This is a genomic window from Haloarcula sp. HT12 (assembly GCF_055271655.1).
The window spans coordinates 258101-283743 of sequence record NZ_JBUXKW010000001.1; the positions used below are offsets into that span (position 1 = coordinate 258101).

Here is a 25643-nt window from a genome sequence, read left to right on the forward strand (position 1 = left end):
TGGCCGCTCAAAAATCCACCCGTTCACGGCTGACGGCAGCGGACAGCGAGTCCGCTGTCCGAGCCGCCCCACGGACCGCCGTTCGACTGGATATTTATTACATCGACTCCGCAACGTGACGGTGTATGAGCGATGATGACGACCTCGGCGCGGAAGTGCGGGAACTCCGCGCGGAGGTCGATGCCCTCCACGCACGCATCACCGCCCTGGAATCGGCACTCGACACCGATCCGCCGCCGTCGGCCGAGGAGGAAGCTGCCAGTACAGCGGTCGAGTCGGCTACGGCGGAAGCCGAACCGAGGTCCCCGGACGGTTCGGAGCCAGCACCGGAGACGGGCGAGACAGCCGACAGCGACGCACCGCCCGACGAACGGAACTGGGAGCGCGACATCGGCATGAAGTGGCTCGGCGGGGTCGGCGGCCTCGCGCTGGTGGTCGGCGTCGTCTTCTTCATCCGCCTGGCTATCGAGGCGGGCTATCTCGGACCGCTGGGGCGCGTGCTCACCGGCACGGCAGGCGGACTCGCACTGCTCGCTGGCGGCCGGTATGCCGCCGAGCGCCAGGGCTACGACCGATGGGGCCGACTCGTCGCGGGAACCGGGCTCGCAATCGCGTATTTCAGCGTCTACGCGGCCTACGGCTTCGAGTCGTACCGGGCCGCCCTCGGAACCCCGCTGTGGACGGTCCTGCTCGCCCTGACGGCCCTCGTTTCCGCCACCGTGGCTATCTCAGTGTGGGACCGTGCGCCCGCCGTCGCCGGCGAGGCGTTCCTGCTGGGCTACGTCACTGCCTACGTCGGACTCGACGCCAGTACCTTCGTCGTCTCGCCCGCCTACGTCGTGTTACTCACGGCCGGGCTGGTGGCCATCGCCGCCGTCCGGCCGTGGAGCCGGCTCGTCCTCGGCAGCGTCCTCCCGGCGTACGTGCTCCACGTCGCCTGGCTGGAGACGGTCGAGCCGCCCGAAGCGGTCGCCGTCGTCGTTCTCGCAGTGACGTTCGGAATGTACGTCGCCGGCGGGTACGTACTCCGTGCGAGCGGACGAAAAGACGGGGTCCACCGCCGTCAGGTAGACGCGGCGACCGCGCTCAATGCCGGGTTCGCCGCGGTGTTGCTGGAACGAACGGTTCGTAATCTCGTCCCGACGGCACCGGACGGAGTGGCCGTCGGCGCGGTCGGACTCGCTTTGGGCGGCGTGTACACAGTCACCGAGTCACGGGTAGGCCAGCGGGACAGTGCGGCCGGAGTGCTTGCCGTCGCCTTGCTCGCGGTCAGCGTCGTCCTCGCAGCCGACCCGTTCCTCGCGACCGTCGGCCTCCTCCTGTTGCTCAGTGGGGCACTGGTGGTCGGCGCCCGCCGCGACGCCGGAGCGGTCCGTCTCGGTGGGCACCTCGTCGCTGTCGGGACCGTCGCCAAGCTTTTCGCCGTGGACGCGACGGAACTACCGGCGTTCTCGCTCGCGGACCCGCTGGCGACTGCGACGGGACGGCCCGCCGCCTACCTGCTCGGTATCGCGGTCTTCTACGCGCTCGCCCGGTGGTCCGGGGGCGTATCGGCGACGGTACCTGCCACGGACCGCGAGTTCTCGGTGGCGACTCCGTACGCCTGGACCGCGACCGGACTCGCGGTGGTGCTCCTGGGCCTGGAGCTTTCGGGTGCCGGGCTGTCGGTCGCTTGGGCCGTTCTGGGGCTCGCGTTCGTCGGAGTCGGTCTCACACTCGACGACCGCAGCCGTCGGCTTCAGGGCGTCGTCGTCCTCGGCCTGGTCACGGCCAAGGTGTTCCTCTACGACACTCGGGGGCTCGATACGCTCGCCCGGACCCTCTCGTTTCTCGTGCTGGGCGGCATCCTCCTCGTCGCCTCGTACGCGTACGCTCGCTGGCAGGGTGAGACGCCGCTACAGCGGCTTACTGGGTAGCAGCCGTTGCTCCCTCGGCGGCCCCGAATCGAAAGCCGCGGTCGCCACAAAGGGTTTTGCCGATCCCTGCCGTCCCTCCGGTCGTGACCGCGTACGACCTCTCTCGCTATCTGAACGTCCGCAGCGCCTACGGCAGTTCGTTCGCGCCCGACGGCACGCTCGCCTTCCTGATGAACACGACCGGCGTCGCCCAGCTCTGGTCGCTCGATGAGCCACAGGGCTGGCCCGAGCAACTGACCTTTTACGACGACACCGTGAGCTTCGTCGATTACTCGCCCGAACGCCGGGAGCTCGTCTTCGGCATGGACGAGGGCGGCAACGAGCGGGCCCAGCTGTACCGGCTCGACGCTGACGGACACGTCCACGAACTCACCGGGATGCCCGACGCGAAACACCGCTGGGGCGGCTGGTCGCCCGACGGCGAGCGCTTCGCCTTCGCGTCGAACCGCCGGGACGAGGCCGTCTTCGACATCTACGTGCAGGACCGCGACGCGACCGGCGACGACGCGGAACTGGTCTGGGAGGGCGACGGCTGGCTCTCCGTGGGCGGGTTCTCGCCCGATGGAAAGCGCCTGCTCGTCAGCGAAGCCTACTCCAGTTTCGACCAGGATATCTACGTGCTGGATATCGACGCGGAGGAGCTAACCCATCTCACGCCACACGAGGGGAAGGTCCGCTACACCAGCGCGTCCTGGGGGCCGGAGGGCGACGGGCTCTATCTCGTCACCGACGCCGAGAGCGACACGCTCGAACTGGCCCGCCTCTCGCTGGACGGCGACCTCGACATCGTGCGCTCGGACGACCGGTGGAACATCGACGGCGTCGCGCTGGACCGGGACAGCGGCCGGCTGGCGTACTCGCGCAACGTCGACGGCTACAACGAACTCACCGTCGGCGAACTGACCGGCCCGACCACCATCGAGACGTTCCCGACGCCGGACCTGCCTGGCGGGCTGGCCGGGGGTGTCTCCTGGGGACCCGACGCCGAACGTTTCGCCGTCAGCGTCACCGGACGAACGGTCAACACCAACGTGTTCGTCGTCGAGGCTGAGACCGGCGAGAGCGAGCAGTGGACGGCCGCCTCGACGGCCGGCATCCCGCGTGAGACGTTCATTGAGCCCGAAGTCGTCAGATTCGACTCCTTCGACGGGCGGGAGATTCCGGCGCTGTTCTCACTGCCGGCGGCCGCCGCTGATGGGACCACCGCCGACAGCGACACGCCCGTCATCGTCGATATCCATGGCGGTCCGGAGAGCCAGCGCCGCCCGTCCTTTTCCGGCCTGACCCAGTACTTCCTCTCGCGGGGCTACGCCGTCTTCGAGCCGAACGTCCGCGGCTCGACCGGCTACGGGAAGGCCTACACGCACCTCGACGACGTGGAAAAGCGGATGGACTCCGTGAAGGACCTGCGGGCCGGCGTCGACTGGCTCCACGACCACCCGGCCGTCGACCCCGACCGAATCGTGGCGATGGGCGGGTCCTACGGCGGGTTCATGGTGCTGGCGGCGCTGACGGAGTATCCCGACCTCTGGGCGGCCGGCGTCGACGTGGTCGGCATCGCCAACTTCGTGACGTTCCTCGAGAACACCGGCGACTGGCGGCGCGAACTCCGCGAGGCCGAGTACGGCTCCCTCGACGAGGATCGGGAGTTCCTCGAATCCATCTCGCCGATCAACAACGTCGACCGCATCGACGCGCCGCTGTTCGTCCTCCACGGGGCCAACGACCCGCGCGTCCCCGTCGGCGAGGCCGAACAGATCGCCGAACAGGCGGCCAAGCAGGGCGTTCCCGTCGAGAAACTCGTCTTCGACGACGAGGGCCACGGCATCAGCAAGCGGGAGAACCGCATCGAGGCCTACACCGCTGTCGTCGAGTTCCTCGACCAACACGTCTGAGCAGCGCTGCCGGGAGACCCGGGGAGGGCGCGGCTATCGGACGGCAAGCACGTTTTTATAGGGCGATTTCAAACGACGAAAACGTTCAGGCGGCTTTATGATGTTCCCGAAGGAGCGTTTCGTATGGAGATAGCCGAGCGCTCGCGAGCGCGGGTGCAGGAGCGCCTCGCCCGTCTCGAACAGGAGTTCGGCTCGACGCCGGTGGACCAGGCCACCTTTTCGGTGGGTGGAGAGGCGTACCAGCGTGCCGTCGAGCGCTCACGGGAGGGGCAGGTGGACGTACACGCGTTCGTCCACAACGAGTCGGGGGACGTGCTGCTCAGTGACACTGACGGGTCATGGGAGGTTCCAAAGGGGCAAACGCAGGGAATGGAGCGCCCGGCGACGGCGGTCGAACGGGTCGTCACCGAGACGGCCGGCGTCGCGTGTTCCATTCGGGACGCAGTACGGGCGACTATCTGTGGCGTCCGCAACGAAGCTGACCCGAACGCCGAGACGGTGTATCGCCTCAGTATCGTGTTCGACGCCGAGATCAACAGCGCCGACCTCGAAGACGGCGACGCCGAGGCGGCTGACGAGACCGAAGTCTCGATCCGATGGGACGATCCGGGTGAAGTCGCGGTCGCGGAACTGGTTTAGATAACGCCGGTGACCGTCGCCGCTTCTATCGCCGCTTCCTCGCTCATGCCATCGCCGAGCACCGTGTAGCGGTCGCGGATCTGGTGGGCCGTCGTCAGCGCTTCGATCACCGTCTCGTCGTCGATGCCGAGTTCGTCCGCCGTCGTCGGCGCGCCGATGGCCGCCAGGGCGTCTCTGGCGTCTTTCCACTTGCCCTTCTGGCCGCTGTGGAGGTACTCCGTCATGATCGAGCCGACGCCCACCTGATGGCCGTGGAGCGCGCCGTCGGGGACGAGCCGGTCCAGCTGGTGGGAAAACAGGTGTTCCGCGCCGCTGGCCGGGCGCGAGGAGCCGGCGATGGACATCGCGACGCCGGAGGAGACGAGCGCTTTCACGACGATCCACGAGGACTCCTCCAGCCCCCGCTTTATCGAGTCGGCGCTCTCGACGAGCATCTCGGCGGTCATCTGGGAGAGCGCGCCGGCGTACTCGGAGTAGTGGATGTTCTTCAGGCGGTGGGCTAGTTGCCAGTCCCGAACCGCAGTATAATTCGAGATGATGTCGGCACAGCCGGCAGTCGTCAGCCGCCAGGGGGCCTCCGCCAGCACCTCCGTGTCGGCGATGACGGCCAGCGGCGGTTCGGCGGCGACGCTGTGGCGCGTGTCGCCCTCGGGGACCGAGCCCCGGCCGGAGACGATGCCGTCGTGGCTTGCGGCCGTCGGCACCGAGACGAAGCCAAGCCCCAGGTCGTCGGCGGCCATCTTCGTGATGTCGATTGCTTTCCCGCCGCCGACCCCCAGTAGGAAGCCGGCGTCGATGTCGCTCGCGTGGTCGATGACCTGCTGGACGGCGTCGAAACTGGCCTCCTCGATGACGATCTCGGAGGGGTCGTACCCCTCGTCCTCGAACTGTGCGACGACCCGCTCGCCGGCGACATCGTGTGGCGTCGGACTGGAGACGATGAGCGGCCGCCCGGTCAGATGGAGTTCGCTGACGGCCTCGATTGTCTGCCCGAGGACCCCGTGCCCGACCACGACGTTCCGGGGCAGGCGGATCCAGGTGCGTTTCTCGAACATGGTAGCCTGTCCCCGGCCACGCGTGAAAACAGTTTAGGTGCACAGGATCAGTCAGGGCCCGATGGCGAACCGTACGCAAATGTGTTGACAACTATCCCACATCAGTTTTCCAAAAACAATTATTAACATCACTGTTTGGGTGCGCCTGTCATGGCACATGACACGACTGACGACGGCATGCGAGCGTCTCGGCGGACGTTTCTGAAAGCGACCGGGATGGCCACGGCAGCGGCCGCCACCGGTGCAGGTGTTGGGACCGCCGCGGCGCAACCGGACGTGGACACACTCATCGACGACCTCACGCTGGAGCAGAAAGCGGCCCAGATGACACAGGTCGCGATCAGCTCCTTCGAGGCGGAGCCGGAAGAATCGAACGTCCCCGACAGCTTCGGGGTCGATACGGTCGGCGAGTACTTCAGCGAACTCGGCATCGGGTCGATCCTCTCCGGCGGGGCCGAGCCGCCGAGCTTCGACGCCAACGAGGTGGTCCAGGGTATCAACGCCCTACAGGAGTACAACCTGGAGAACGCCGACCACGACATCCCGTTCCTCTACGGCGTCGATGCGACACACGGGAACGGCCTGCTGGAGGGGGCGACGGTGTTCCCCCAGCGGCTGAACATGGGTGCGACGCGCGACCTGAGTCTGATTGCGGAGGCCGAGCGCCACACGAGTGATTCGACGGCCTCGATGGGCGCACACTGGACGTTCGCCCCGACGACGGACCTCCAGCGGGACCCTCGCTGGGGCCGCTTCTTCGAGGGCATCAGCGAGGACCCGAAGCTCGAAGCGGATGTCTCACGGGTCCGAGCGCAAGCACTGGAGGACGACGACCGGCTGACGGCGTGTGTCAAACACTTCGCGGCCTACTCCATCCCGAACAACGGCAACGACCGCGCGCCGGCCTCGACGTCCATGCGCGACCTCCGGACGAACATCCTCCCGCCGTACCGGGAGGCTTTGGAGGCCGAACCCGGGACGGTGATGGTCAACAGCGGCTCGATAAACGGGGTCCCGGCCCACGCCTCCCACTGGCTGTTGACGACGCTGCTCCGGGACACCTACGGCTACGAGGGGATGGTCGTCTCTGACTGGGACGACCTCAACCGGATGATCACGAACCACGATTACGCGCCCGATTTCGAAACGGCGACCGAGATGGCGATCAACGCCGGTATCGACATGTACATGATCGGCAACGGCGGCGACGCGCCGGGACCGGTCCAGTTCATCGACACCGTGGTCGGCCTCGTCGAAGACGGCGCGATTCCGATGGAGCGCATCGACGAAGCGGTCCGGCGGATCCTCGACCTGAAGGCCGACCTTGGCCTGTTCGACCAGCCGACGGTCGACGAGTCCCGCATCGGGAACGTGCTCGGCGGCGCACAGGAGGCGTCCGAAACAATGGCCAAGGAGTCGATGGTACTTCTAAAAAACGACGCGGACACGCTCCCGCTCTCGGGCGACGAGAGCGTCCTGCTGACCGGCCCCGGTGTCGACGGCGACGGCAACAACACCCGCGCGCTGATGCAACACGGCGGCTGGACGCTCGGCTGGCAGGGAGCCAGCGCCGGCGGCCCGTATCCGCGTCAGAACCTCCTCGAAGCGGAACTGCAGTCCCGCGTCGGTAGTCTCACGCACGTCCCCACGTCGTACGAGAACACCACCTGGTGGGCCGGCGAGGGCGACGGTGAGAACCAGCAGAGCGACGAGAACGGCAACTTCGATTTCACCGACGAGCAACGGTCACAGGTCGAATCGGCGGCTCCCGAAGCCGACGCCGTCGTCGTGGTCATCGGCGAAGGAACCCACAACGAAGGCTTCGGCGACCGGGACGAACTGGTGCTCGATGAGTCCCAGCAGGCGCTTCTGGAGACCGTCGTCGAGTCCACCGATGACTCGACCCCGATCATCGGCGTCATGCTCGCCGGCGCGCCGCGGGGATCCCCGGACACCTTCAGCCAGCTCGACGCCCTCCTGTTTGCCGGCCAGCCCGGCAGCGACGGCGGGGTCGCCATCGCCGAGACGCTGGTCGGCGAGTCCAATCCGTCCGGCAAACTCCCGTTCAGCTGGCCCGAAAACGTCGGTACCACGCCCGTACAGTACAACCGCTACGAACCGACAACGACGGGCGGGACGGACAACACAGCCGTCTTCGAGTACGGCCACGGACTCTCCTACACTGACTTCGAGTACGGCAGCGTCTCGGTCACACAGCCCACCGTCGGCAACCCGGCCAACCAGTCCGAAGTGACCGTCAGCGTCGAGGTGACGAACACCGGCGAGATGGCCGGCGAACACATCGTCGAGGTGTTCAACACCCAGTCCTACGGCTCGGTGCTCCAGCCGATGCGGCGGCTGCTCGGCTACGAACGCGTCTCACTGGACTCCGGCGAGTCGACCACAGTAGACGTGACGGCCGACCTCACTGCGCTGGAGGTTGTACCCGGCAACATGCTCGGACTCGCCCCGAAGGTCGTCGAAGCCGGTGAGTACGAACTCACTGTCGGCCAAGACGGCCCGACGACAACGCTGACCGTCCAGAACACGGCGAGCATCACCGACCCGGACCCCGTTCCGGGCCTCCCGGATGGATCTGGCGGCAACCCCGGTCGGGGTAATGGAAACAACGGAAACGGGAATAGCGGGAACGGTAATAACGGCAACGGGAATAACGGGAACGACAACGGAAACAACGGCAATGGGAACGGGAGCAGTAGTAACCGCGACCCGACGATGGAGGACGTCGTCGACCTCCTGGATGAGGTCCGACAGCGGTCCTGAGAGGGCCGTCGCGGTCTAACACCGCCTGTTTCGGGGACAGCTCTGTCTCGCGGACCACTACCCCGCGCCGACACGCTTCGGTCCGCCCGCACCCGGACTAATTATTATATACTTTCGATGATACTACCTGACACAGCGGCTCCGTGATTCGGGGCCACGCGGCCCGCTCTGACCCGCTCATCATGCCTGACCCCACACGCCAACCCAACGCGACGGTTCGGGACCGACTCCAGCAGTACGGACTCTCCGAGACGGAGGCGGAAACGTACCTCGCTGTCGTCGAAACGGGACCGGCAACGGCCCGGACGGTGGCTGAGACGGCAGGGGTCTCTAAGAGCTACGTGTACGACATCTGTGATTCGCTGGCCGCGGACGGTTTCGTCTCCGTCGACGACCATCGGACGCCGACGGTCATCCGTGCGACGCCGCCGTCGGAGGCCTTCGATGCGCTGAAGCGCGAACTCGAGACGCTGGAGACGGCGGTCCAGAACCGTTACGAGGACGACTCGACTGACGACAATTCCTTCGAAGTGGTCAAATCCAGACCGACCATCATCAAGCGCCTGAAACAGCATATCGAGGCCGCCGAATGCGAGGTCGTGCTCCAGGTCCCAGCCCGGCGACTGCCGGAGATCAACGAGACACTCCGTCGTGCCCGCGAGCGGGGCATCCTCGTGCTGCTGACGCTGTCGAGTTACGACGCAGCAGCGATGGACCTGGAGCTGGAGGGGGTCGCCAACGCCGTCCGCCTCGGTCTCGACGGCGCGCCCTCGCTGGTTGCGACGGACCAGCAGCGAGGATTCGTCTCCCCGTCGACGATGCTCAGCTGGGACCACGACCAGACGAACGCGATCACGTTTACGCAGGAGGCGGTCTCGGCGGTGTTGGTCGGTTCCTACCTGGGCAATTACTGGCCCATCGGCGAGGAACTCCTCGTTTCGCGACCCCCGTCACTTCCGGCCCGGTACGACATGTTTCGCCCCGTCGTGTTCACGACAACGCTCGCGCTCCGGGCCGGGAAGTCCGTCGTTGCCGATCTGTACGCACGGCCGACAGGCTCCGACGACGACTTCGAAGTGATATCCGGCGAGGTAGTCGATGTCCGACAGAACCTCATCGAGCCACACAACAGCGATTTCGGCTTCGAAAACTCGCTAGTCGTCGATACGGGACAGGAACGGATCACCGTCGGCGGGTACGGCGCGTTCCTCGAAGACTACGAGGTCAAGCACACGACGCTCCGCCGGGCGTAGTCCTCAGTCGGTCAGGCGGTCGATGAGCGCCGCTTCCGCCTCGCGGTCGGGCCCGAACTCCCGGCCGGTCCGGTCGTTCTCCCGGTGTTCGGCGACGGTCACGGCCAGCGCCGTCTCGTGGGGCGTCGACGACCAGCCCAGGTCGCGCAGTTTCGCCGTCGACAGCAGATGCGGTGAGTCGCGGTAGATGGGGAAATCGTCGGGATCGAGCCCCGCCGCCGCGAGTTCGCGCTCGCCGACGCCGACGGTTTCGACGGCCGTCTCGTGGACCCTGGCGAGCAGGTCGACCCACTCCCGGAGCGTCGGCGCGTGCTCGTCGCCGACGTTGTACGCCTCGCCGGCCGTCCCTCGCTCCGCGACGAGACGGAGCGCGCTCGCCACGTCCTCGACGTAGGCCATCTGCCACAGGCTGAGGCCGTCGCTGGGGACGACGACGCGGTCGTACTCGGCTACCCTGTTCACCCAGTAGGCGAACCGCTCGGTGTAGTCGTGGGGGCCGTAGACGACGGTCGGCCGGACGCTCATCGCCCGCACGCCGTCCGCAGCGGCGGCGAACACCTCGCGGTCGCCCTCGGCCTTCCGCGGGCCGTATGTCGCCCTGCTGTCGGTCGTAGCCTGCTCGTCGGTACAGCCAGCAAGCGGCGTTTCTCCCTCCCGCTTTGGCGTCCGCTCGACGCCGTAGGCCGCGCCGCTTGAGACATACACGTACGCATCGACATCGCCGAATACGTCAGTCGCTGCCCGCACGTCCTCCGGGAAGTACGCCACGCAGTCGACGACCACGTCCGGGTCGGCGCGCTGGCGCGCGGTTTCGAGCGTCTCCCGCTCGCGCCGGTCGCCTTCCACGTGGGCGACATCGGTGTCAGCGAACGGGTTCGGGCGCTGGCCGCGGGTGAGCATCGTCACGTCGTAGCCCGCGTCGAAGAACTCGGTGACCGTGTGTCGGCCGATGAACCTACCGCCGCCGATGACGAGGACGTTGTCCATAGTACGCGGTCGGGTGGCGGGACTAAAATGGTAGGCCCGCGCGGTCAGTTCCCGGCTGTCGCGTTCGTCACGTTCGTCGAGAATCCTGTATCGGAATCAGAAGTGTTGCCACCGCTGCTCCGGCCGGTCTGAAGGATAATCGGCGTCCCTTCATCGTCGGTTGCCAAGATGACCTTATCAGAGTCATCGATACTCTGGACGTACTGCTGTCTCAACACAACCGGATTGTCCCGGAGCGCTTCCCCACGGATTTCGATAACGCGTGCGTCGGCTTCGGCCTGAACCTCCTGTCGTTCCTTGTCACGCTCGGCCTGCTGGATCTCGAACTCCTTCTCCTCGACGCGTTGCTTCGCGATTTCCTTGTCGTTGAGCGCCTGATCGTACGAGTCCGGCAGGTCGACATCCCGGACCTGGACCTCCTGGAGGACGAGCGCTTCGTCTTCGAAGGCAGATTCAAGTGTCACCTGGGCTGCCTCGGAGAGCCGCTCGCGGCCATCGCTGGTGTATATCTCACTCGTCTGGATGCCCGCGGCCTCGTCACGGAGCTGCGACCGGACGGACGGGCGGATGAGTCGCTCTTCTGCCTGTCCGACGCTCCGCCATTCGGTAACGAACCCCGAGGCGTCTGCCTCCTCGACCTTGTACCGGACGGTGATGTCGATGTCGACCGTCGTTCCGTTGATCGTCTGGACGGTCACCGCATCGGACTGGGTTGCTCTGTTTCCTTCGCCTTCGGTATTGGCCATGGTGTAGGTCCGTGGCCGTATCTCAACGTCTTGGACGGAGTCCTTGACAGGTACGATAATGTGTGCGCCCGGCTGGAGTTCGTCGCCGGTTACCGCACCGAACGACTTCTGGACGCCGACATGGCCTTCTGGGACCTGATGATACCCGCCGAACAGCGCCGTCGCGACGACAAGTACGGTGACAACGCTGACAGCGATACGGAGGCCACGGCCGACATCGACGTCGATACCGGACCCGGAGTCGGGGTCGGGGTCGGGGCCCGGGATATCACTCATGGTGTGTTCCCTCTCGATACTGCACAGTTGGTTGTGCGGGGACCATGCTCGCTTCTTTGGCCCGACAGACATAGGGCCGGCGGTTGATTGTCACGCCCTGTCATCGTAGCGAAAACCGGACTTAGCTGTAATGGAAAAACGAACGCCGATAGCTACAGACAGGAAAACGCTGAATCCGAGCGCTTCAGTCGTCAGTGGAGGCAGCGAAGTCCACTTCAGTGGCCTCGGCGCTCGGCGCGGCTTTGGCCGGTGGCTCGTTGCGCACGTCGTCACGCTCGCGGTCGGCGATGACCTCGGCGTAGGCGTCGGGCATCACCTTCGTGAAGTTCTCCAGTTCGGCATCCCAGTTCTCCAGCAGTTCCGCCGCGCGGTCGGAGTCGGTGTAGGCGGCGTGGTTCTCGACGAGTCGAGTGATCATCTGGCGGTCCTTTCCTTCGAGAGTGTCGGACAGCGACACCATGCCGGTGTTTGCCTTCTCGGCGAACTCGCCGTCGGGGTCGTAGACGTACGCGACGCCGCCGGACATCCCGGCCGCGAAGTTCTTGCCTGTCTCGCCCAGCACGACGATGGCGCCGCCGGTCATGTACTCACAGCCGTGGTCGCCGACGCCCTCGACGACGCCCTTGACCCCGGAGTTGCGGACGGCGAAGCGCTCGCCGGCCATGCCGTTGACGTAGGCCTCGCCCTGGGTCGCGCCGTACAGCGCGACGTTGCCGATGACGATGTTCTCCGTCGGGTCGAAGGGGGCGTTGTCAGGCGTGTTCAGGATCAGCTTCCCGCCCGAGAGGCCCTTGCCGACGTAGTCGTTGGCGGTCCCGGTCAGCTCCATCGTCACGCCCTGTGCGAGGAACGCGCCGAACGATTGGCCGGCCGTGCCGTCGAAGTCCACGCGGATCGTGTCGTCGGCGAGCCCGTCGCTGGCGTGCTCGCGGGAGATGCGGTTCGAGAGCGTCGCCCCGACTGCGCGGTCGACGTTGTTGATGTCGGCGTCGATGGCGACCGGTTCACCGTCGTAGATCGCTCCCTCGGCGGCGTCGATGAGGTCCCAGTCGAGCTGTTCGTCGACCTCGTGGGTCTGTTCGCGCTGCTTGTAGCGGCCGTCGTTGTCGGCCGGCTCCGCGATGACAGACGAGAGGTCGAGCTTCTGGGCCTTCGGCTGGGTCACGTTGTCGCGCTGCTTGAGGACGCTCGGCCGGCCGATCATCTCGTCGATGGTCTCGAAGCCGAGTTCGGCCATGATCTCGCGCAGCTCCTGGGCCACGAAGGTCATGTAGTTGATGACGTGCTGTGGCTCGCCGGGGAACCGCTCGCGGAGGTTCTCGTTCTGCGTGGCGATGCCGACCGGACAGGTGTTCTCGTGGCACTGCCGGGCCATCACGCAGCCGGAGGTGACCATCGAGGCAGTCCCGAAGGTGTACCCCTCGGCACCGAGGAGGGCGGCGACGGCCACGTCGCGGCCGGTCTTCATCCCGCCGTCGGTCGTCACTTTGATGCGCGACCGCAGGCCCGTCGCTCGGAGCATCTGGTTGGCCTCCGAAACACCGAGCTCCCACGGGAGGCCAGCGTTCTTGATGGAGGTCTTTGGCGACGCGCCGGTCCCGCCGTCGTGGCCCGAGATGTGGACCACATCGGCGTTGGCCTTGGCGACGCCGGCCGCGATGGTCCCGATGCCGTCCTCGGAGACCAGCTTGACGTTGATGTCCGCTTCCGGATTGCTGGCTTTGAGGTCGTGGATGAGCTGCTTGAGGTCCTCGATGGAGTAGATGTCGTGCAGCGGTGGCGGCGAGATGAGGCCGACCCCCGGCGTCGCGTACCGGACGTGGGCGATCATCTCGTTGACCTTCTTGCCGGGCAGGTGGCCGCCCTCGCCGGGCTTGGACCCCTGGGCCATCTTGATCTGGAGTTCGTCGGCCGACGCGAGGTAGTCGGAGGTAACGCCGAAGCGGCCGGAGGCGACCTGCTTCGTGGTACACTCCTTCTCGGTGTCGAACCGCTCGGGCGGTTCGCCGCCCTCGCCGGTGTTGGCGTTGGCGCCGAGGCGGTTCATCGCGATAGCGTTGTTCTCGTGCATCTCGGGTGAGAGCGACCCGAGCGACATTGCCGCAGTTTCGAACCGCTCGACGATGTCCTCGACCGGCTCGACGTCCTCGATGGGGATGGACTCGCGGTCGGAGTCGAACTCAAGCAGCCCGCGGAGCGTCTGGAGCTCCTCGTTCTGGTCGTTGACCAGCTCGGCGAACTCCTTGTACGTGTCGTAGTCGCCCATCCGAACGGCCTGTTGAATCTTGCCGACCGTGTTGGGGTTCCACTGGTGGTGGATGCCGTTCGAGCGGAACTCGTACTCGCCCTGGCGGGGCATTTCCGGCTCCTCCTCGCTCCAGGCGACCTCGTGGCGCTGGGTGAGGTCGTCCTCGATTTCCTCGATGCCGATACCCTCGGTCCGGCAGGTCGTCCCCTCGAAGTACTCGGCGATGAAATCGGAGGAAAGGCCGACGGCCTCGAAGATCTGGGCACCCTGGTAGGATTCGACCGTGGAGATACCCATCTTGGCCATCGTCTTCAGGAGGCCGTCCTCGACGGCGGTGATGTAAGCGTCGATGGCGTCGGCCAGATCAGCGCCGTCCGGGCCGGCCACCAGGTCCTCGATGGTCTGGTAGGCCAGGTAGGGATTGACCGCGCCGGCCCCGTAGCCGATGAGCGTCGCGAAGTGGTGGACCGCTCGCGGGTCGCCGGACTCGACGACGAGTCCGACGTGGTTGCGGAGGCCGTTGCGGACGAGGTGGTGGTGGATGCCACCGACGGCCAGCAGGCTCGGAATCGGCACGCGGTCCTCCCCGGCGTTCCGATCCGAGAGGACGAGGATATCGTGTTCTTTCGCCGCGGCGTCGGCTTCGGCACGCACGTCCTCGACGGCCTCGCGGAGGTCGCCGCCCTTCTCGTAGGTGATGTCGAGGACTTCCGTGGACATGCCGTTCGCGTCCAGATCCTTGATCGACTGGGTCTCCTCGTCGGTGAGGATCGGCGAGTCCAGAACGAGCTGGCGGGCGTGGTCCTGGCTCTCGTCGAGGATGTTGCGCTGGTGACCCAGTCGGGACTCGAGCGAGGTGACGAGTTCCTCGCGGATGTAGTCAAGCGGCGGGTTCGTCACCTGGGCGAACAGCTGCTTGAAGTAGGTAAACAGCGGGCGATTGAACTGCGAGAGCACCGACAACGGCGTGTCATCGCCCATGGAGCCGACCGGGTCTTTCCCCTTCTCGGCCATCGGCTCGATGAGGTGGTCGACCTCGTCGTACGTGTAGCCGTACATGGCCTGGTGGCTCCGCAGGGCGTCCGAGGGGTCTTGCGGTGCGTTGTCCTCGCGGTCGGCCACTGCGTCGATGTCGACCTGTTCCTGAGCGACCCACTCGCCGTACTTGTCGTCGGTGATGTCTTCAAACACCTCCGCGTCGGGGATGACACGCCCTTCTTCGGGGTCGGCGAGGAAACACTGTCCGGGCTGGAGCCGGCCGCGTTCCTGGATCTCGCTGGCGTCGTGTTCCAGCGCGCCGGCCTCGGAGGACATCACGAGCGTGTTGTCCTCCAGAACGTCGTAGCGACACGGGCGCAGGCCGTTGCGGTCGAGCACCGCGCCGATGCGGTCGCCGTCCGTCGCCGCGACGAGCGCCGGGCCGTCCCACGGTTCGACCAGCGAGGCGTGGTAGTCGTAGAACTCGCGCCGGTCGCCGGTCACGTCGTTCATCTCGCCGCGCCACGCTTCTGGGATGAGCATCCGGAGGGCGTGGGGGAGGTCACGACCGCCCTGCAGGAGGAGTTCGAGCGCGTTGTCCACGCTTGCGGTGTCTGACTGCTCGGGGTCGTCGATGATGGGCTTGATCTTCTCCAGGTCACCCTCGAACTCGTCGCTCTGGATGTCGGTCTCCCGGGCGCGCATCCAGTTGATGTTCCCCTGAATCGTGTTGAACTCGCCGTTGTGAATGACACGGCGGTAGGGGTGTGCGAGGTGCCACGCGCCCAGCGTGTTCGTCGAGAAGCGGGCGTGGACCATCGCGAACGTCGACTGCATCCGCTCGTCTTCCAGGTCCGGGTAGTAATCTTCGAGCTGTTCGGCCTTGAGCAGACCCTTGTACACCACCACGTCGGTTGCGAGTGAGACGACGTAGAAGCGCTCGTGGCCCGGGGGTTTCTCCGCTTTGACCGTGTTTTCGAGCGACCGGCGGCCGATATACAGCTGGTTCTCGAAGGCGTCGCCGGTTTTGCCCGTCGCGGAGGTGACGAAGAACTGGACGATCTTCGGCTCCGATTCGAGCGCCGTCGCGCCGAGGTCGCTGTTGTCCGTGGGTACGTCGCGCCAGTCGAGGACGTCCAGGCCCTCCGTGGCGAGTTCGGTCTCGACGAGGTCTTTCAGACTCTCGGCGACCTCGTCGTCGTCCTTCGGGAGAAAGAGCGTGCCGACGGCGTACTCGCCGGCAGGCGGGAGGTCGGCATCGACTTCGGCAGCGAAAAACTCGTGTGGAATCTGGAGCATGATGCCCGCTCCGTCGCCCGTGTCCTGCTCGGCTCCCGTCGTCCCTCGATGTTCGAGGTTGTCGAGGAGTTCGAGCCCGTCCGATACAACCCAGTGGTCGCTCTGGCCGTCGAGGTCCATGACGACCCCGACACCACAGTTCGACCGCTCGTCCGTGGGATCTGCAAGCCCGGCTTCGCCTGCAGAGAGACCTGTCTGTCGCTCAACCATGTGTTTCACGACTAGGTATGCCACTATAAGAGGGTAATCCTAATGGTATTAGTGTTGTTTAACCCCACATTAAGGCATATATATTTATAACGATTGTTCGATTTGTATCACGGTTTATATGCGGATGCCCGCAGGCTGGCGGTTCACATAGTGTTCAACCGAGCATCGGCGCAGTCGACTGCTCGATACCCGAAACGTAGGCAGTCATGTCAGTCGTCGTCAACATTCCGACCACACCCTCCGTCTCGTCGACGACAGGGAGGTGGTGGACACCGTGGTCCAACATCAGGTTTGCGGCCGTCTCGACGGCGTCGTTTGCCGTGACAGTAACCAGCCCGGTGGTCATGAACTCGGACACGTCCAGTCCCGTCGTATCGCCGTCCTTTGCGGCGATCTCGACGAAATCCGTCGAGGTGAGAATCCCCAGTAACTCCCCGTCAGTGTCGACGACAACGACAGAACTGATGTTCTCGTCGAGCATCCGCTTGGCGACTGCTTTCGCGCTCGCGTCGGCGGCAACAGTGGTTACGGGCGATGACATAATTCGACCGACAAATACGTCGTCCATGGCAGTCGATAACATGGGACATAATATAACCGTGTTGGTTCCGGATATCTCTCGATTTCAGTGACAGAGAAATATATAAGGTCTTAATATTCTGTTCGCGCTGTCGTGTATCCTGTCTCACCAGCCTTTTCCTGCCCTCGGCAGTCTACCCCCGACTGGTCGGTCTGTGCAAGACTGCTGGCCCCTCATCAGCGAACCGAACTATCCGGTGACCCTACGGTACCCACGACGGTATCTGTTCGCCGTTTGGCGTTTGTATGACTGTAGTCTGACGGCGATTTATATACACAGGGGCAGCAGTGCTCAACGGGGGCACGGAGGAAATGTCACACGCTCCCCGACCCCATCCTTCCTTCAGTCGACCGGGTATTTGAGTAGTCGCGTCGGTCGTCGGGCGAACGTATGTCGGAGATGTCGCGTAGAACGGTCGAAACGCGGCTCTGACGCTCAGTAGCTCTTCGCGAAGTACGCCGTCTCTTCCGCGTCCGCACCGCAGATAGCGCAGTCGTCGTGGATCGGCTCCTCGTCGCGGTCCAGCGGGACCATCACGATCTCGGCCGCGATAGCGTCCTTGATCGGTTCCTCGCAGTCCTCGTCGCCGCACCAGCCGCACTTCACGTAGCCGCCGTGCTGGCCGATGGTGCCCAGGATCTCCTCGCGGGATTCTGCCTCACGGATTTCGCCCTCCAGCGTTTCCTCAGCGTCGGCGTACAGTTTGGCGTGGACGGTGTCGAGGTGTTCCGTGACGGTGTCGGCGATGCCATCGCGGTCGACCGTCTCGGTTTCGCCGTCGGGCCGGTGGACCAGCGTGGCCTCTTCGTCCTCGACCTCGTGGGGGCCGATCTCGACTCGGAGGGGAACGCCGTGGAGTTCGTGTTCGTTGTACTTGAAGCCGGGATTGCGGTGTTCGCGGTCGTCCAGTTCGACGCGGACGCCGGCCTCGTCGAGTTCGGCGGCGAGATCGGCGGCGTAGTCGACGACTTCCTCCTGGTTGTCCTCCTGCCAGATGGGGACGACGACGACCTGGTCGGGGGCGAGCGCGGGCGGGAGCACGAGGCCCTGGTCGTCGGAGTGAGTCATGATGAGCGCACCCATCGCGCGCCAGGACAGCCCCCAGGACGTGGTGTGGGCCGTGTTCTCTTCCTCGTCGGCGTCGGCGTAGGTGATATCGAACGCCTCGCCGAAGGAGGTCCCGAGGTAGTGGGAGGTGGCGGCCTGGACGGTCTTGCCGTCGGGCATCAGCGTCTCGATGGTGGTCGTGGTGTGCGCGCCGGGGAACTTGTCGTGTTCGGGCTTGCGGCCCTTCAGCGGCGGCATCGCCATGACCTCCTCGTAGAGGCGGGCGTACTGGTCGAGACGTGTCATCGTCTCCTCCCACGCGCCGTCCTCGTCGGCGTGGGCGGTGTGGCCCTCCTGCCAGAGGAACTCCTTGGTGCGGAAGAACGGCTTCGTCTCGGTGGCCTCCCATCGGACGACCGAACACCACTGGTTCAGTCGCATCGGGAGGTCCCGGTGCGAGCGGGTCCACTGGGCCATAAATGGCGCGATGATGGATTCGCTGGTGGGCCGGACGGCGAGGCGCTCTTCGAGTTCGTCGTGGCCGCCGTGGGTCACCCACGCGACCTCGGGGTCGAACCCCTCGACGACGTCTTTCTCCTTCTCCAGATAGCTCTCGGGGATGAACAGCGGGAAGTAGGCGTTCTGCACGCCGGTGTCCTTGAACCAGCCGTCGAGGTTGCTCTGGATGCGCTCCCAGATGGCGTAGCCGCGTGGTCGCGTGACGATGAACCCGCCCATGGGGGCGTAGTCAGCGAGGCCGGCCTTCTGGACGACCTCGGCGTACCACTCGCCGGGTGAATGCTCCTTGCTCTCGGTGATGCCGAGTTCCTGCTCGCCACTCATTAGGTGTGTCGTGGCCCACGGCGCTAATAAACTCCCCGAAGGGTGGTCAGCCGCTGGTACGCCGGCTGGCCCAAGCGGACGACATCCACCACTGCTGTCAGGCCCGAACCGTCAGCTCGTCGCCGGGCTCGGGCTCGCCGAAGGCGTCCGCAGCAGAACCCCCGCGCAGGAACAGCTCCTGATAGGGGTCCCCGCCGCCGGCCGACCCGGGAACGATAGCGAGAGATCCCTCCGGAACGTTCGACACAGCGTCCCTGACGACGACTTCCCGGGACTCGCCGTTGAGTTCGACGACGACCGATTCGCTCCCCGGCGAGAACGCCGACTGGCGAATACCGGTCTTGACGTTCCCGTAGCCGTCGACGTGACAGACCACGGCCTCCGGCGGGGCCGGCACGTCGTCGAGGGACCGCTCCGCACCGAGCGAGGAGTGGTTCCCGTTCGCGATTTCGGCGACCCGGCGCGGGAACACGTCACGGGAGCGGAACTGCCCGGTGTCGGCCGGGAGGTCGATCTCGCGGAACGTCGTTGCCCGGTCGGCGATGAACGAGAGGTTGTAGCCCGCGTCGACGGCGACGACGGGGACGCCGTTGTCCAGTTCGAGATAGCACAGCGCCCCGCCGGTGTCGGCCCGCTCCGGCGTCGTTTGCGAGGTTCGCGGGGCGGTGTTCGAGTATATCAGCAGGTCGTCGAACGCGGGGTTATGGACGCCCAGCTGTGCGATCCAAAAGCCCGTAGCGACTGTCGAAAACGGCTTGACTTCGGTCGACTGCACGGTAATCGTCGGGTCGGCGGCCGTAAGCCGGTGGACGACCTCGGAAAAGGCCGGGTCTGACGGGCCGTAGTCCGCGATGAGATGAACGAACCTGCTCATGTGGAGTACCAGTCGCTACCACGTCGGTGCGCCTGTAGAGTCTTATGCCCTGGTAACAGGATTCACTCAGCGCCGCTCCCGCTCAGGCCCCGATTGTCGTCAGCGAGGCGATGGAGTCGGCGACGCGGCGTTCCATCCCCGTCCCGGTGAACCCCGGCGCGGGGTCGACAGCCTGTGCGTAGAACTCAGACTCGCTCTCGACGAACTCGACACAGAGTGCCCGCGCGCCGAAGCGGTCCAGCAGTTCCCGGACGCGGGCCGCGAGTGTCACCTCAACGGGTTCCTCGCTGATGACGTGGTCCAGCCCGGACACTTCAGAGCGGACCTGAATCGCTCGGAGATGCGTTTCGCGGCCGTCGTTGACGGCGAAGTACTTGTACTCGACCGGGTCCTCCCGGACCCGAGCCTGATAGAAATCGCCTTCGTCGCTGTCCGCTGGCACGCCGTCCCACGAGTAGCGCGTCCGAGCGACGTAGTCGCAGTCGGGCTTTTCGAACCAGACGGTCGGGACCCGACAGCCGACCTGTTCCAGTCCGTGGAGCGCGACGAGTCGGCAGGACAGCGCCGTCGTCGGTAGGAACCCGTTCCACGTTTCGACCCCGACTCTGTCGGCGTACCGCAGGGCGCTGAACGATTCGGGCCGGAGCGTCGTGTTGACGAGCGCGGCCAGGTCGTCGATATCGGCTTCGGACACCGGGTTTCCGGGGCGGAGGAACTGGACGTCGAATCCCCGGGCGGAGAGCCGCTCTGCGACGGCACCGAACACCGGATGCTCTGGCTCGCAGATGAAGCCGATGCGGTCCATACCGCCACGTCTCAGCGGTCCGATAAAAAAGTCGCCCAAAACCGAACGACTGAGGCACGTCGGCTTCTAACTGTACTGTGATGAAACTACCCAGTGTGGGTGGCTATCTCGGCGGCGGGACCTTGGACGTCGCCGCTGTCGTCCTCTCTGCCGTAGCCGTGGCAGTCCTGTGTGGCCTCGCTGTAGCCGCGTACCGACAGCGCAGGACGCGTCCGTATCTGTTGATCGCCCTGGCGCTCACCGCGCTGTTCGTCCGGCCACTCATCGCGCTGTTGTCGGGGTTCTCCCTGGTCTCGGAACCGACCCACCACCTCCTCGAACACGCGCTCGATACCCTCTTTGTCGTTCTCGTTCTCGGCGCGGTGTACTACGCTCGGACTGTCGAGCAACGGCTCGACGAGGAGGGGCTATGAGCGACACCAGAGCCCGGATTTACCGGCACATCGAGTCTCACCCGGGAGTCCATTTTCGGGAACTGACCCGGACGCTCGACCTCGCAACGGGACAGGTCCAGTATCATCTGGGCCGACTCGACCACATCACCAGCGAGTCGGTCAACGGACGCACGCACTACTACGCGGGGTCGTTCGACCCCTGGGAGCGCCGCGCAATCGCCTTCCTCCGGCGGGAGACGGCCAGAGACATCCTCGTTTCGCTCATAGAGTGCGAGGAAGCCCGCCCCGGCGAAGTGGCAGACCACGTCGACATCGCCCGGAGCACGCTCGAACACCATCTCGACGGGCTGGTCGAATACGAGATCATCGAAAAGCGTCGGCGCGGGGGGCGCGTGACGCTGGCGCTCTGTCGACCGGAAGCGACGGTCGAACTGCTGGCGACAGTCGACCCCACGGCCCTCGACCGACTGTCGGACCGGTTCACCCGGTTACTCGACCGGCTCTTCGAGGGCGGCTAGCCGGCCTGTCTACGGACGCTCCCGATGCTTTCGAATCTCGTACCACAACCCAATTGGATGGGCAGTCCCTAGGGCGGATGATGACTGAACGCGGGATCTCCCGACGCGAGTTCGCCAAGAGCGCCGTCGCCATCGGCGGCACGGCGGCGCTGGCCGCCTGTCTCGACCGCGGGTCGGGGGCGGTACCCGAGGGGACCGACGACCCCGCCTCGCTCCCGGAGCGCCAGCACGCCTGGGACGCGTCGCTGGCGACCGACGACGCGGGGAACCACCGGCTGTCGCGCCATCACGTCCTCTTGTTGCTTGACTACACCGGCGACGGAACGCCGACCGACGCCGACCGCGAGCAGGTCGAGACGGCGCTTCGAGACCTCGAACAGGCCTACGAGTGGAGCAACGAGGGGCTGCTGTTCACGCTCGGCTACAGCCCGGCCTACTTCGACCGGTTCGAGGCCGACGTAGCCGGCGTCGACCTGCCCGAGCCGACGGCGCTTGCCCCTTTCGAAGACCCCGAACTCGACACGCCCGATGCCCTGCTTCACCTCGCCAGCGATGACGAACGGGCCGTCATCGAGGCCGAGGAAGCGCTGAAAGGCCGGCACGACACCGCGAACGACCACGAGATGACTGCGACCTTCGAGGGCGTCCTGCGCGAGGCGGAACGCCGGACGGGCTTTGTCGGGGCCGGTTTGCCCGCCGAGAACCAGGACGTTGACGGCGTTCCGGACTCAGAGCCGGTGCCCGACGAGGCCCCGCTGTTCATGGGGTTCAAATCCGGCTTCGACGACAACCAGGCCTCGGAGGACCGTGTGACGGTCGACTCGGGGCCGTTCGCCGGCGGCGCGACACAGCACCTCTCGAAGATCCGGCTGCAACTCCAGCAGTGGTACGAACAGGACTCGCGTGACCAGCGCGTCTCGAAGATGTTCTGTCCGGCCCACGCCGCCGAAGACAAGGTCGAGGGCGTCGGCGAGAACCTCGGCACGGACAACGGTGCCGGCGAGTGCCCCGAGGATGTCGTCGACAGCGGCCGGCGGGACGGCGTCGTCGGGCACGCCCAGAAGATGTCCCGCGTCAGGGAGGACGGAACGCCACCCATTCTCCGCCGGGACTTCAGTTCGACCGACGGCGGTGAAGCGGGGCTGCACTTCCTCTCGCTGCAGCGCGCTATCGCCGACTTCGTCGCGACGAAACAGGCGATGAACGGGACGGACGTCGCCAACGACTCCGCCGTCGGCCAGCGAGTGAACAACGGCATCCTCCAGTACATGACGGTCACGCGACGCGGGAACTACCTGCTCCCGCCGCGCTCGCTGCGGGCGCTCCCGCCGGCCGATCCAGCCTGACGGGTCGATGTCGTCAGGATACCGGGTCGCGGTTCTCGACTGACTCACGAGCCAGGGCGTCGGCGCTGACGCTGTAGCGGTACGACTGGGTGAAGTAGTCGGCTATCGGGCCTTCCGTCGCTGTCGAGTCGGCCGGCGGGTCAGTCGTCGACGACCCAGTACAGGTGACGACAGCGTCGTATCCCCACGAGCGTTCGGTGACGTCGTCAATGCGGCAGTCGAGGGTCATCTCGGTGTATTCGCCCTGCCACAGACCGTTGTAGACGTGTCGGTATTCGTACTCGTACACGAACTCACGGACGGACGACTCGTTCAGCGTCGCGGGCCGACTCGGTTGTTCTTTTGGACCGTTCCGGAAATCGACAGTCCCTGTTGAGGGCGGAGCGGTCGTCGCTGCTTCTGATGGGCCCGATGACCCCGGCGACGGCGCACCGAAACAGCCTGCGGTCAGGACCACGAAACCGAGAACCGCAATGCGGGCAATTCTGGCGAGCACGCCCGGGAATGCACCGACCGGTAGCAATTGTCTTGTGCCGTCCAGTTCCCACCACGACATTCGGCTATCGTACCAGAACGGTCTTTCAAACGAGGGCCCAAAGGCGGTTCATGAATCGCCGACAGTTCCTCGCCGGGGCCGGCCTCGCCGGTACGACAGTCCTGGCGGGATGTGGTTCTCTGAGCTCCCAGTCGACGCGCGCACCCCCGCTGGTCGAGGACCGACCCGACGCCACGTACCGCCCCACCCACGCCGAGGGAATGGGGATGGCCGGGATGGCACAGGCCGGCGAGTACATGGTCGGGTTGAGCTACTCCTTTCCCCATCGCTTCTGGACGGTGACCGGGACGACGGCCGAGAAGGTCGACATCCGGAGCGAGGACAGCGTCCACCTGATGGCGACTGTCTGGGACCCCGAGACAGAGATGGTTCTCCCAGTGTCCGCCGGCCTCTCGATCACCGTCGAGCGCGACGGCGAGACGGTCGCCGACAAGTCCCCGTGGCCGATGATCTCCCAGAACATGGGCTTTCACTACGGCGACAACTACGCCCTCGACGGCGACGGCGTCTACCAGCTCTCGGTCCGCGTCAACGGGATGGGCGAACGCCGACTGGGGGCCTTCGAGGGGCGGTTCGGCGAGGCCGGCGAGACCACAGTCGAGTTCGACTTCGCACAGAGCGCTCGCGATCAACTCGCGTTCGAGGAGTTCCCCGAGTCACAGGGCGAACGCGCGGCGGTCGACCTGATGGAGATGAACATGGTGCCGACCTCGCAGGTCCCCGAGGTGTCGGCCCTGCCCGGGACCGTTCTCGGGACCGACAAAGGCAGCGACGGCGTCTACGCCGCCACGTGGCTTCAAGACGCCGGGTTCCTCGCCGAGGGCGAGTCGTATCTCGCTGTTTCGGTCCGGACGCCGTACAACCGTGTCCCCCTTCCGATGATGTCACTCGACGGGACCGTGGAGGCCGACGGCGAACAGGTGTTCGAGGACGCGCTGACCGCCGCGGTCCATCCCGAACTCGGGTATCATTACGGCGCAATCGTCGAGACGGCGACCCAGGAGCCGTCGGTCGGTGTCGACGTCGTTGCCCCGCCACAGGTGTCCCGCCACGAGGGGTACGAAACGGCGTTCCTGACGACACCTTCGTTCTCGTTTTCCGGTGGTTGACGCCGCTCAGTCGATCCATTCGACGTAGTCCGGGCACTCGTCGCATTCGGCGCGGGTCGCCCAACCGTCTCCCCGGTCGTGGTCCGACGGCGCGATCCTGACGACGCTGACGTTCACCGAACCGCATTCCGGACACTGTCCCGGGATCTTGGAACTAGACATTTGATTAGATACCCCGACCGAGCCTCGTTTCTCACCTGTCAGTACTGGTATTTTCCCTAAATGTGTTTTAGGGAATCCCCGCATGATACGATTGATGACGGCGCTAATGAAGGATATTGAGTCATCGTTTAACATGGATTTCCCGAAGTACACACGTTCAGTATAGCAGCAACTACTCTGTCGACACAGGTCAGAAATGTATAAAACGACGCTTCTGCTGGAACGCTTCCACTGGCCGGTCGACGACTGAAACGCCGCGCCGACCCCCACGTTTTCAGTTAGTCGAACCACTCAGTGTAATCGTTACAATCGCGGCACTCGGCGCGGATGCTCCATTCGTCCCCGCGCTCGTGAGAGGAGGGTGCAACCCTGTTTATCCGGACATCTACTGATCCACACTTTGGACACTGACTCGGAACCTGCTCACTAAACATGTGTTAATTCTATCCGTATAGTTACCATTATTTCAGCCTTAGCTAATAATTATTTTCCAAAATGCTATTCTATTAACCGTTTCGGGTCTACAAATTCCGCCAAATCCAGGCGGCGCATACGATCCCGGATGCTCGACCGGTTTCACTCCACAGCGAACGGGCTCGCCGTCTGTTGCCACGGCCAGCCCGGGACCCGTGTTTGAACGCCGGCCGCGAGTGCGGCGTCGAGGTCATCAGCGCCCGCCGCCGCTGTGTCATCGCCGTGTGATCGCACGTCCGCAACGTGGAAGGTGGCCTCCGCGAGCAGACGGAGCGGTTGCTCACCGGCTATCATGGCCGCCAGTTCACGGCCCAGCAGTTCGTCGACGACGAAGCCCGGATAATCGCCCGCAACGTCCAGGTCTCGCAGGAGACGGACCAACGCAGCGACGTTGACCGCGCGGTCGCCGTCGGCGAACACGTCGTCGATAGCGGCTGTGTAGGCGTCATCTGTGAGGGTGTCGACATCGACGCCGAACTGAGACCCGAGGTGGGCTCGCGTTTCGTTCACCAGCGGGACGACGACGTCTCCCCGTTCCTGCACCCAGTCGTACTCTGCGCGGACGGTTTCAGGTGTCAGTCGCATGCCGTATTCTCACACGGTGTGCGTTTACCCCTTGTGGGCACACGCGGCGGCGACTGCGGTCCA

Annotated in this window: 20 protein-coding genes; 9 read left to right on the forward strand and 11 right to left on the reverse strand. The window is 65.4% G+C overall.

The annotated features are described in order from the left end of the window. The first annotated feature begins 125 nt into the window (after positions 1–125). The 3 genes from ACY9XZ_RS01365 (at position 126) to ACY9XZ_RS01375 (ending at position 4450) form a co-directional block, all read left to right on the forward strand. Positions 126–1916 carry a DUF2339 domain-containing protein gene (locus ACY9XZ_RS01365; protein WP_463455302.1) on the forward strand — a complete coding sequence of 597 codons (1791 nt, stop codon included), beginning with the start codon at positions 126–128 and terminating at the stop codon, positions 1914–1916. A gap of 83 nt (positions 1917–1999) precedes the next feature. After that, complete coding sequence (locus ACY9XZ_RS01370) at positions 2000–3811, forward strand: S9 family peptidase (RefSeq protein WP_463455303.1); 1812 nt, start codon at positions 2000–2002, stop codon at positions 3809–3811. 123 nt (positions 3812–3934) lie between these two features. Next, positions 3935–4450, forward strand: a complete 516-nt coding sequence (locus ACY9XZ_RS01375; RefSeq protein WP_463455304.1) for an NUDIX hydrolase — start codon at positions 3935–3937, stop codon at positions 4448–4450. Here ACY9XZ_RS01375 and ACY9XZ_RS01380 read toward each other — a convergent pair. After that, complete coding sequence (locus ACY9XZ_RS01380) at positions 4447–5505, reverse strand: NAD(P)-dependent glycerol-1-phosphate dehydrogenase (protein WP_463455305.1); 1059 nt, start codon at positions 5503–5505, stop codon at positions 4447–4449. The genes ACY9XZ_RS01375 and ACY9XZ_RS01380 overlap by 4 nt on opposite strands. 150 nt (positions 5506–5655) lie before the next feature. On the opposite strand from ACY9XZ_RS01380, the gene ACY9XZ_RS01385 reads away from it, so the two are divergent. Both ACY9XZ_RS01385 and ACY9XZ_RS01390 read left to right on the forward strand, forming a co-directional pair. After that, positions 5656–8289: a glycoside hydrolase family 3 protein gene (locus tag ACY9XZ_RS01385; RefSeq protein WP_463455306.1), complete on the forward strand. Its 2634-nt coding sequence runs from the start codon at positions 5656–5658 to the stop codon at positions 8287–8289. Between the two features lie 182 nt (positions 8290–8471). Further along, positions 8472–9542, forward strand: a complete 1071-nt coding sequence (locus tag ACY9XZ_RS01390; protein WP_463455307.1) for a TrmB family transcriptional regulator — start codon at positions 8472–8474, stop codon at positions 9540–9542. A gap of 3 nt (positions 9543–9545) precedes the next feature. On the opposite strand, the gene ACY9XZ_RS01395 is transcribed toward ACY9XZ_RS01390, so the two are convergent. From ACY9XZ_RS01395 to ACY9XZ_RS01425, 7 genes are all read right to left on the reverse strand, one after another. Then, positions 9546–10529, reverse strand: coding sequence for an NAD-dependent epimerase/dehydratase family protein (locus ACY9XZ_RS01395; protein WP_463455308.1), 984 nt, complete (start codon positions 10527–10529; stop codon positions 9546–9548). Positions 10530–10573: 44 nt separating this feature from the next. Next, positions 10574–11551 (reverse strand): prohibitin family protein, encoded by a 978-nt coding sequence (locus tag ACY9XZ_RS01400; protein WP_463455309.1) that lies wholly within the window; start codon positions 11549–11551, stop codon positions 10574–10576. Between the two features lie 184 nt (positions 11552–11735). Next, a complete protein-coding gene (gene gltB, locus ACY9XZ_RS01405; RefSeq protein ID WP_463455310.1) occupies positions 11736–16286 on the reverse strand; it encodes a glutamate synthase large subunit in 4551 nt (1516 codons plus the stop codon). Between the two features lie 154 nt (positions 16287–16440). Further along, a complete protein-coding gene (locus tag ACY9XZ_RS01410; RefSeq protein ID WP_463455311.1) occupies positions 16441–16854 on the reverse strand; it encodes a CBS domain-containing protein in 414 nt (137 codons plus the stop codon). Between the two features lie 447 nt (positions 16855–17301). Next, on the reverse strand, positions 17302–18756 hold the full coding sequence (gene proS / locus ACY9XZ_RS01415; protein WP_463455312.1) for a proline--tRNA ligase: 1455 nt from the start codon (positions 18754–18756) through the stop codon (positions 17302–17304). 97 nt (positions 18757–18853) lie between these two features. After that, positions 18854–19630, reverse strand: a complete 777-nt coding sequence (locus ACY9XZ_RS01420; protein ID WP_463455313.1) for an SAM hydrolase/SAM-dependent halogenase family protein — start codon at positions 19628–19630, stop codon at positions 18854–18856. An 82-nt stretch (positions 19631–19712) separates the two neighbouring features. Next, positions 19713–20435 (reverse strand): hypothetical protein, encoded by a 723-nt coding sequence (locus ACY9XZ_RS01425; protein ID WP_463455314.1) that lies wholly within the window; start codon positions 20433–20435, stop codon positions 19713–19715. Positions 20436–20515: 80 nt separating this feature from the next. On the opposite strand from ACY9XZ_RS01425, the gene ACY9XZ_RS01430 reads away from it, so the two are divergent. The 3 genes from ACY9XZ_RS01430 to ACY9XZ_RS01440 all read left to right on the forward strand — a co-directional run bounded on the left by ACY9XZ_RS01430 (position 20516) and on the right by ACY9XZ_RS01440 (position 22694). Continuing rightward, positions 20516–20848 carry a DUF7471 family protein gene (locus ACY9XZ_RS01430; protein ID WP_463455315.1) on the forward strand — a complete coding sequence of 111 codons (333 nt, stop codon included), beginning with the start codon at positions 20516–20518 and terminating at the stop codon, positions 20846–20848. After that, on the forward strand, positions 20845–21348 hold the full coding sequence (locus ACY9XZ_RS01435; RefSeq protein ID WP_463455316.1) for a winged helix-turn-helix transcriptional regulator: 504 nt from the start codon (positions 20845–20847) through the stop codon (positions 21346–21348). Before ACY9XZ_RS01430 ends, ACY9XZ_RS01435 begins: the two co-directional genes overlap by 4 nt. An 80-nt stretch (positions 21349–21428) precedes the next feature. Further along, complete coding sequence (locus ACY9XZ_RS01440) at positions 21429–22694, forward strand: DUF7405 family protein (RefSeq protein ID WP_463455317.1); 1266 nt, start codon at positions 21429–21431, stop codon at positions 22692–22694. 13 nt (positions 22695–22707) lie between these two features. On the opposite strand, the gene ACY9XZ_RS01445 is transcribed toward ACY9XZ_RS01440, so the two are convergent. Then, positions 22708–22983: a hypothetical protein gene (locus tag ACY9XZ_RS01445; protein ID WP_463455318.1), complete on the reverse strand. Its 276-nt coding sequence runs from the start codon at positions 22981–22983 to the stop codon at positions 22708–22710. Between the two features lie 317 nt (positions 22984–23300). Between ACY9XZ_RS01445 and ACY9XZ_RS01450 the strand changes: the two genes are divergently transcribed. After that, positions 23301–24359 carry a DUF7350 domain-containing protein gene (locus ACY9XZ_RS01450; RefSeq protein WP_463455319.1) on the forward strand — a complete coding sequence of 353 codons (1059 nt, stop codon included), beginning with the start codon at positions 23301–23303 and terminating at the stop codon, positions 24357–24359. 6 nt (positions 24360–24365) lie between these two features. Here the strand turns inward: ACY9XZ_RS01450 and ACY9XZ_RS01455 are convergent, their stop codons facing one another. Together ACY9XZ_RS01455 and ACY9XZ_RS01460 are read right to left on the reverse strand one after the other, a co-directional pair. Further along, positions 24366–24521, reverse strand: a complete 156-nt coding sequence (locus ACY9XZ_RS01455; protein WP_463455320.1) for a hypothetical protein — start codon at positions 24519–24521, stop codon at positions 24366–24368. A gap of 576 nt (positions 24522–25097) precedes the next feature. After that, positions 25098–25580 (reverse strand): hypothetical protein, encoded by a 483-nt coding sequence (locus ACY9XZ_RS01460; RefSeq protein ID WP_463455321.1) that lies wholly within the window; start codon positions 25578–25580, stop codon positions 25098–25100. Positions 25581–25643 lie beyond the last annotated feature (63 nt).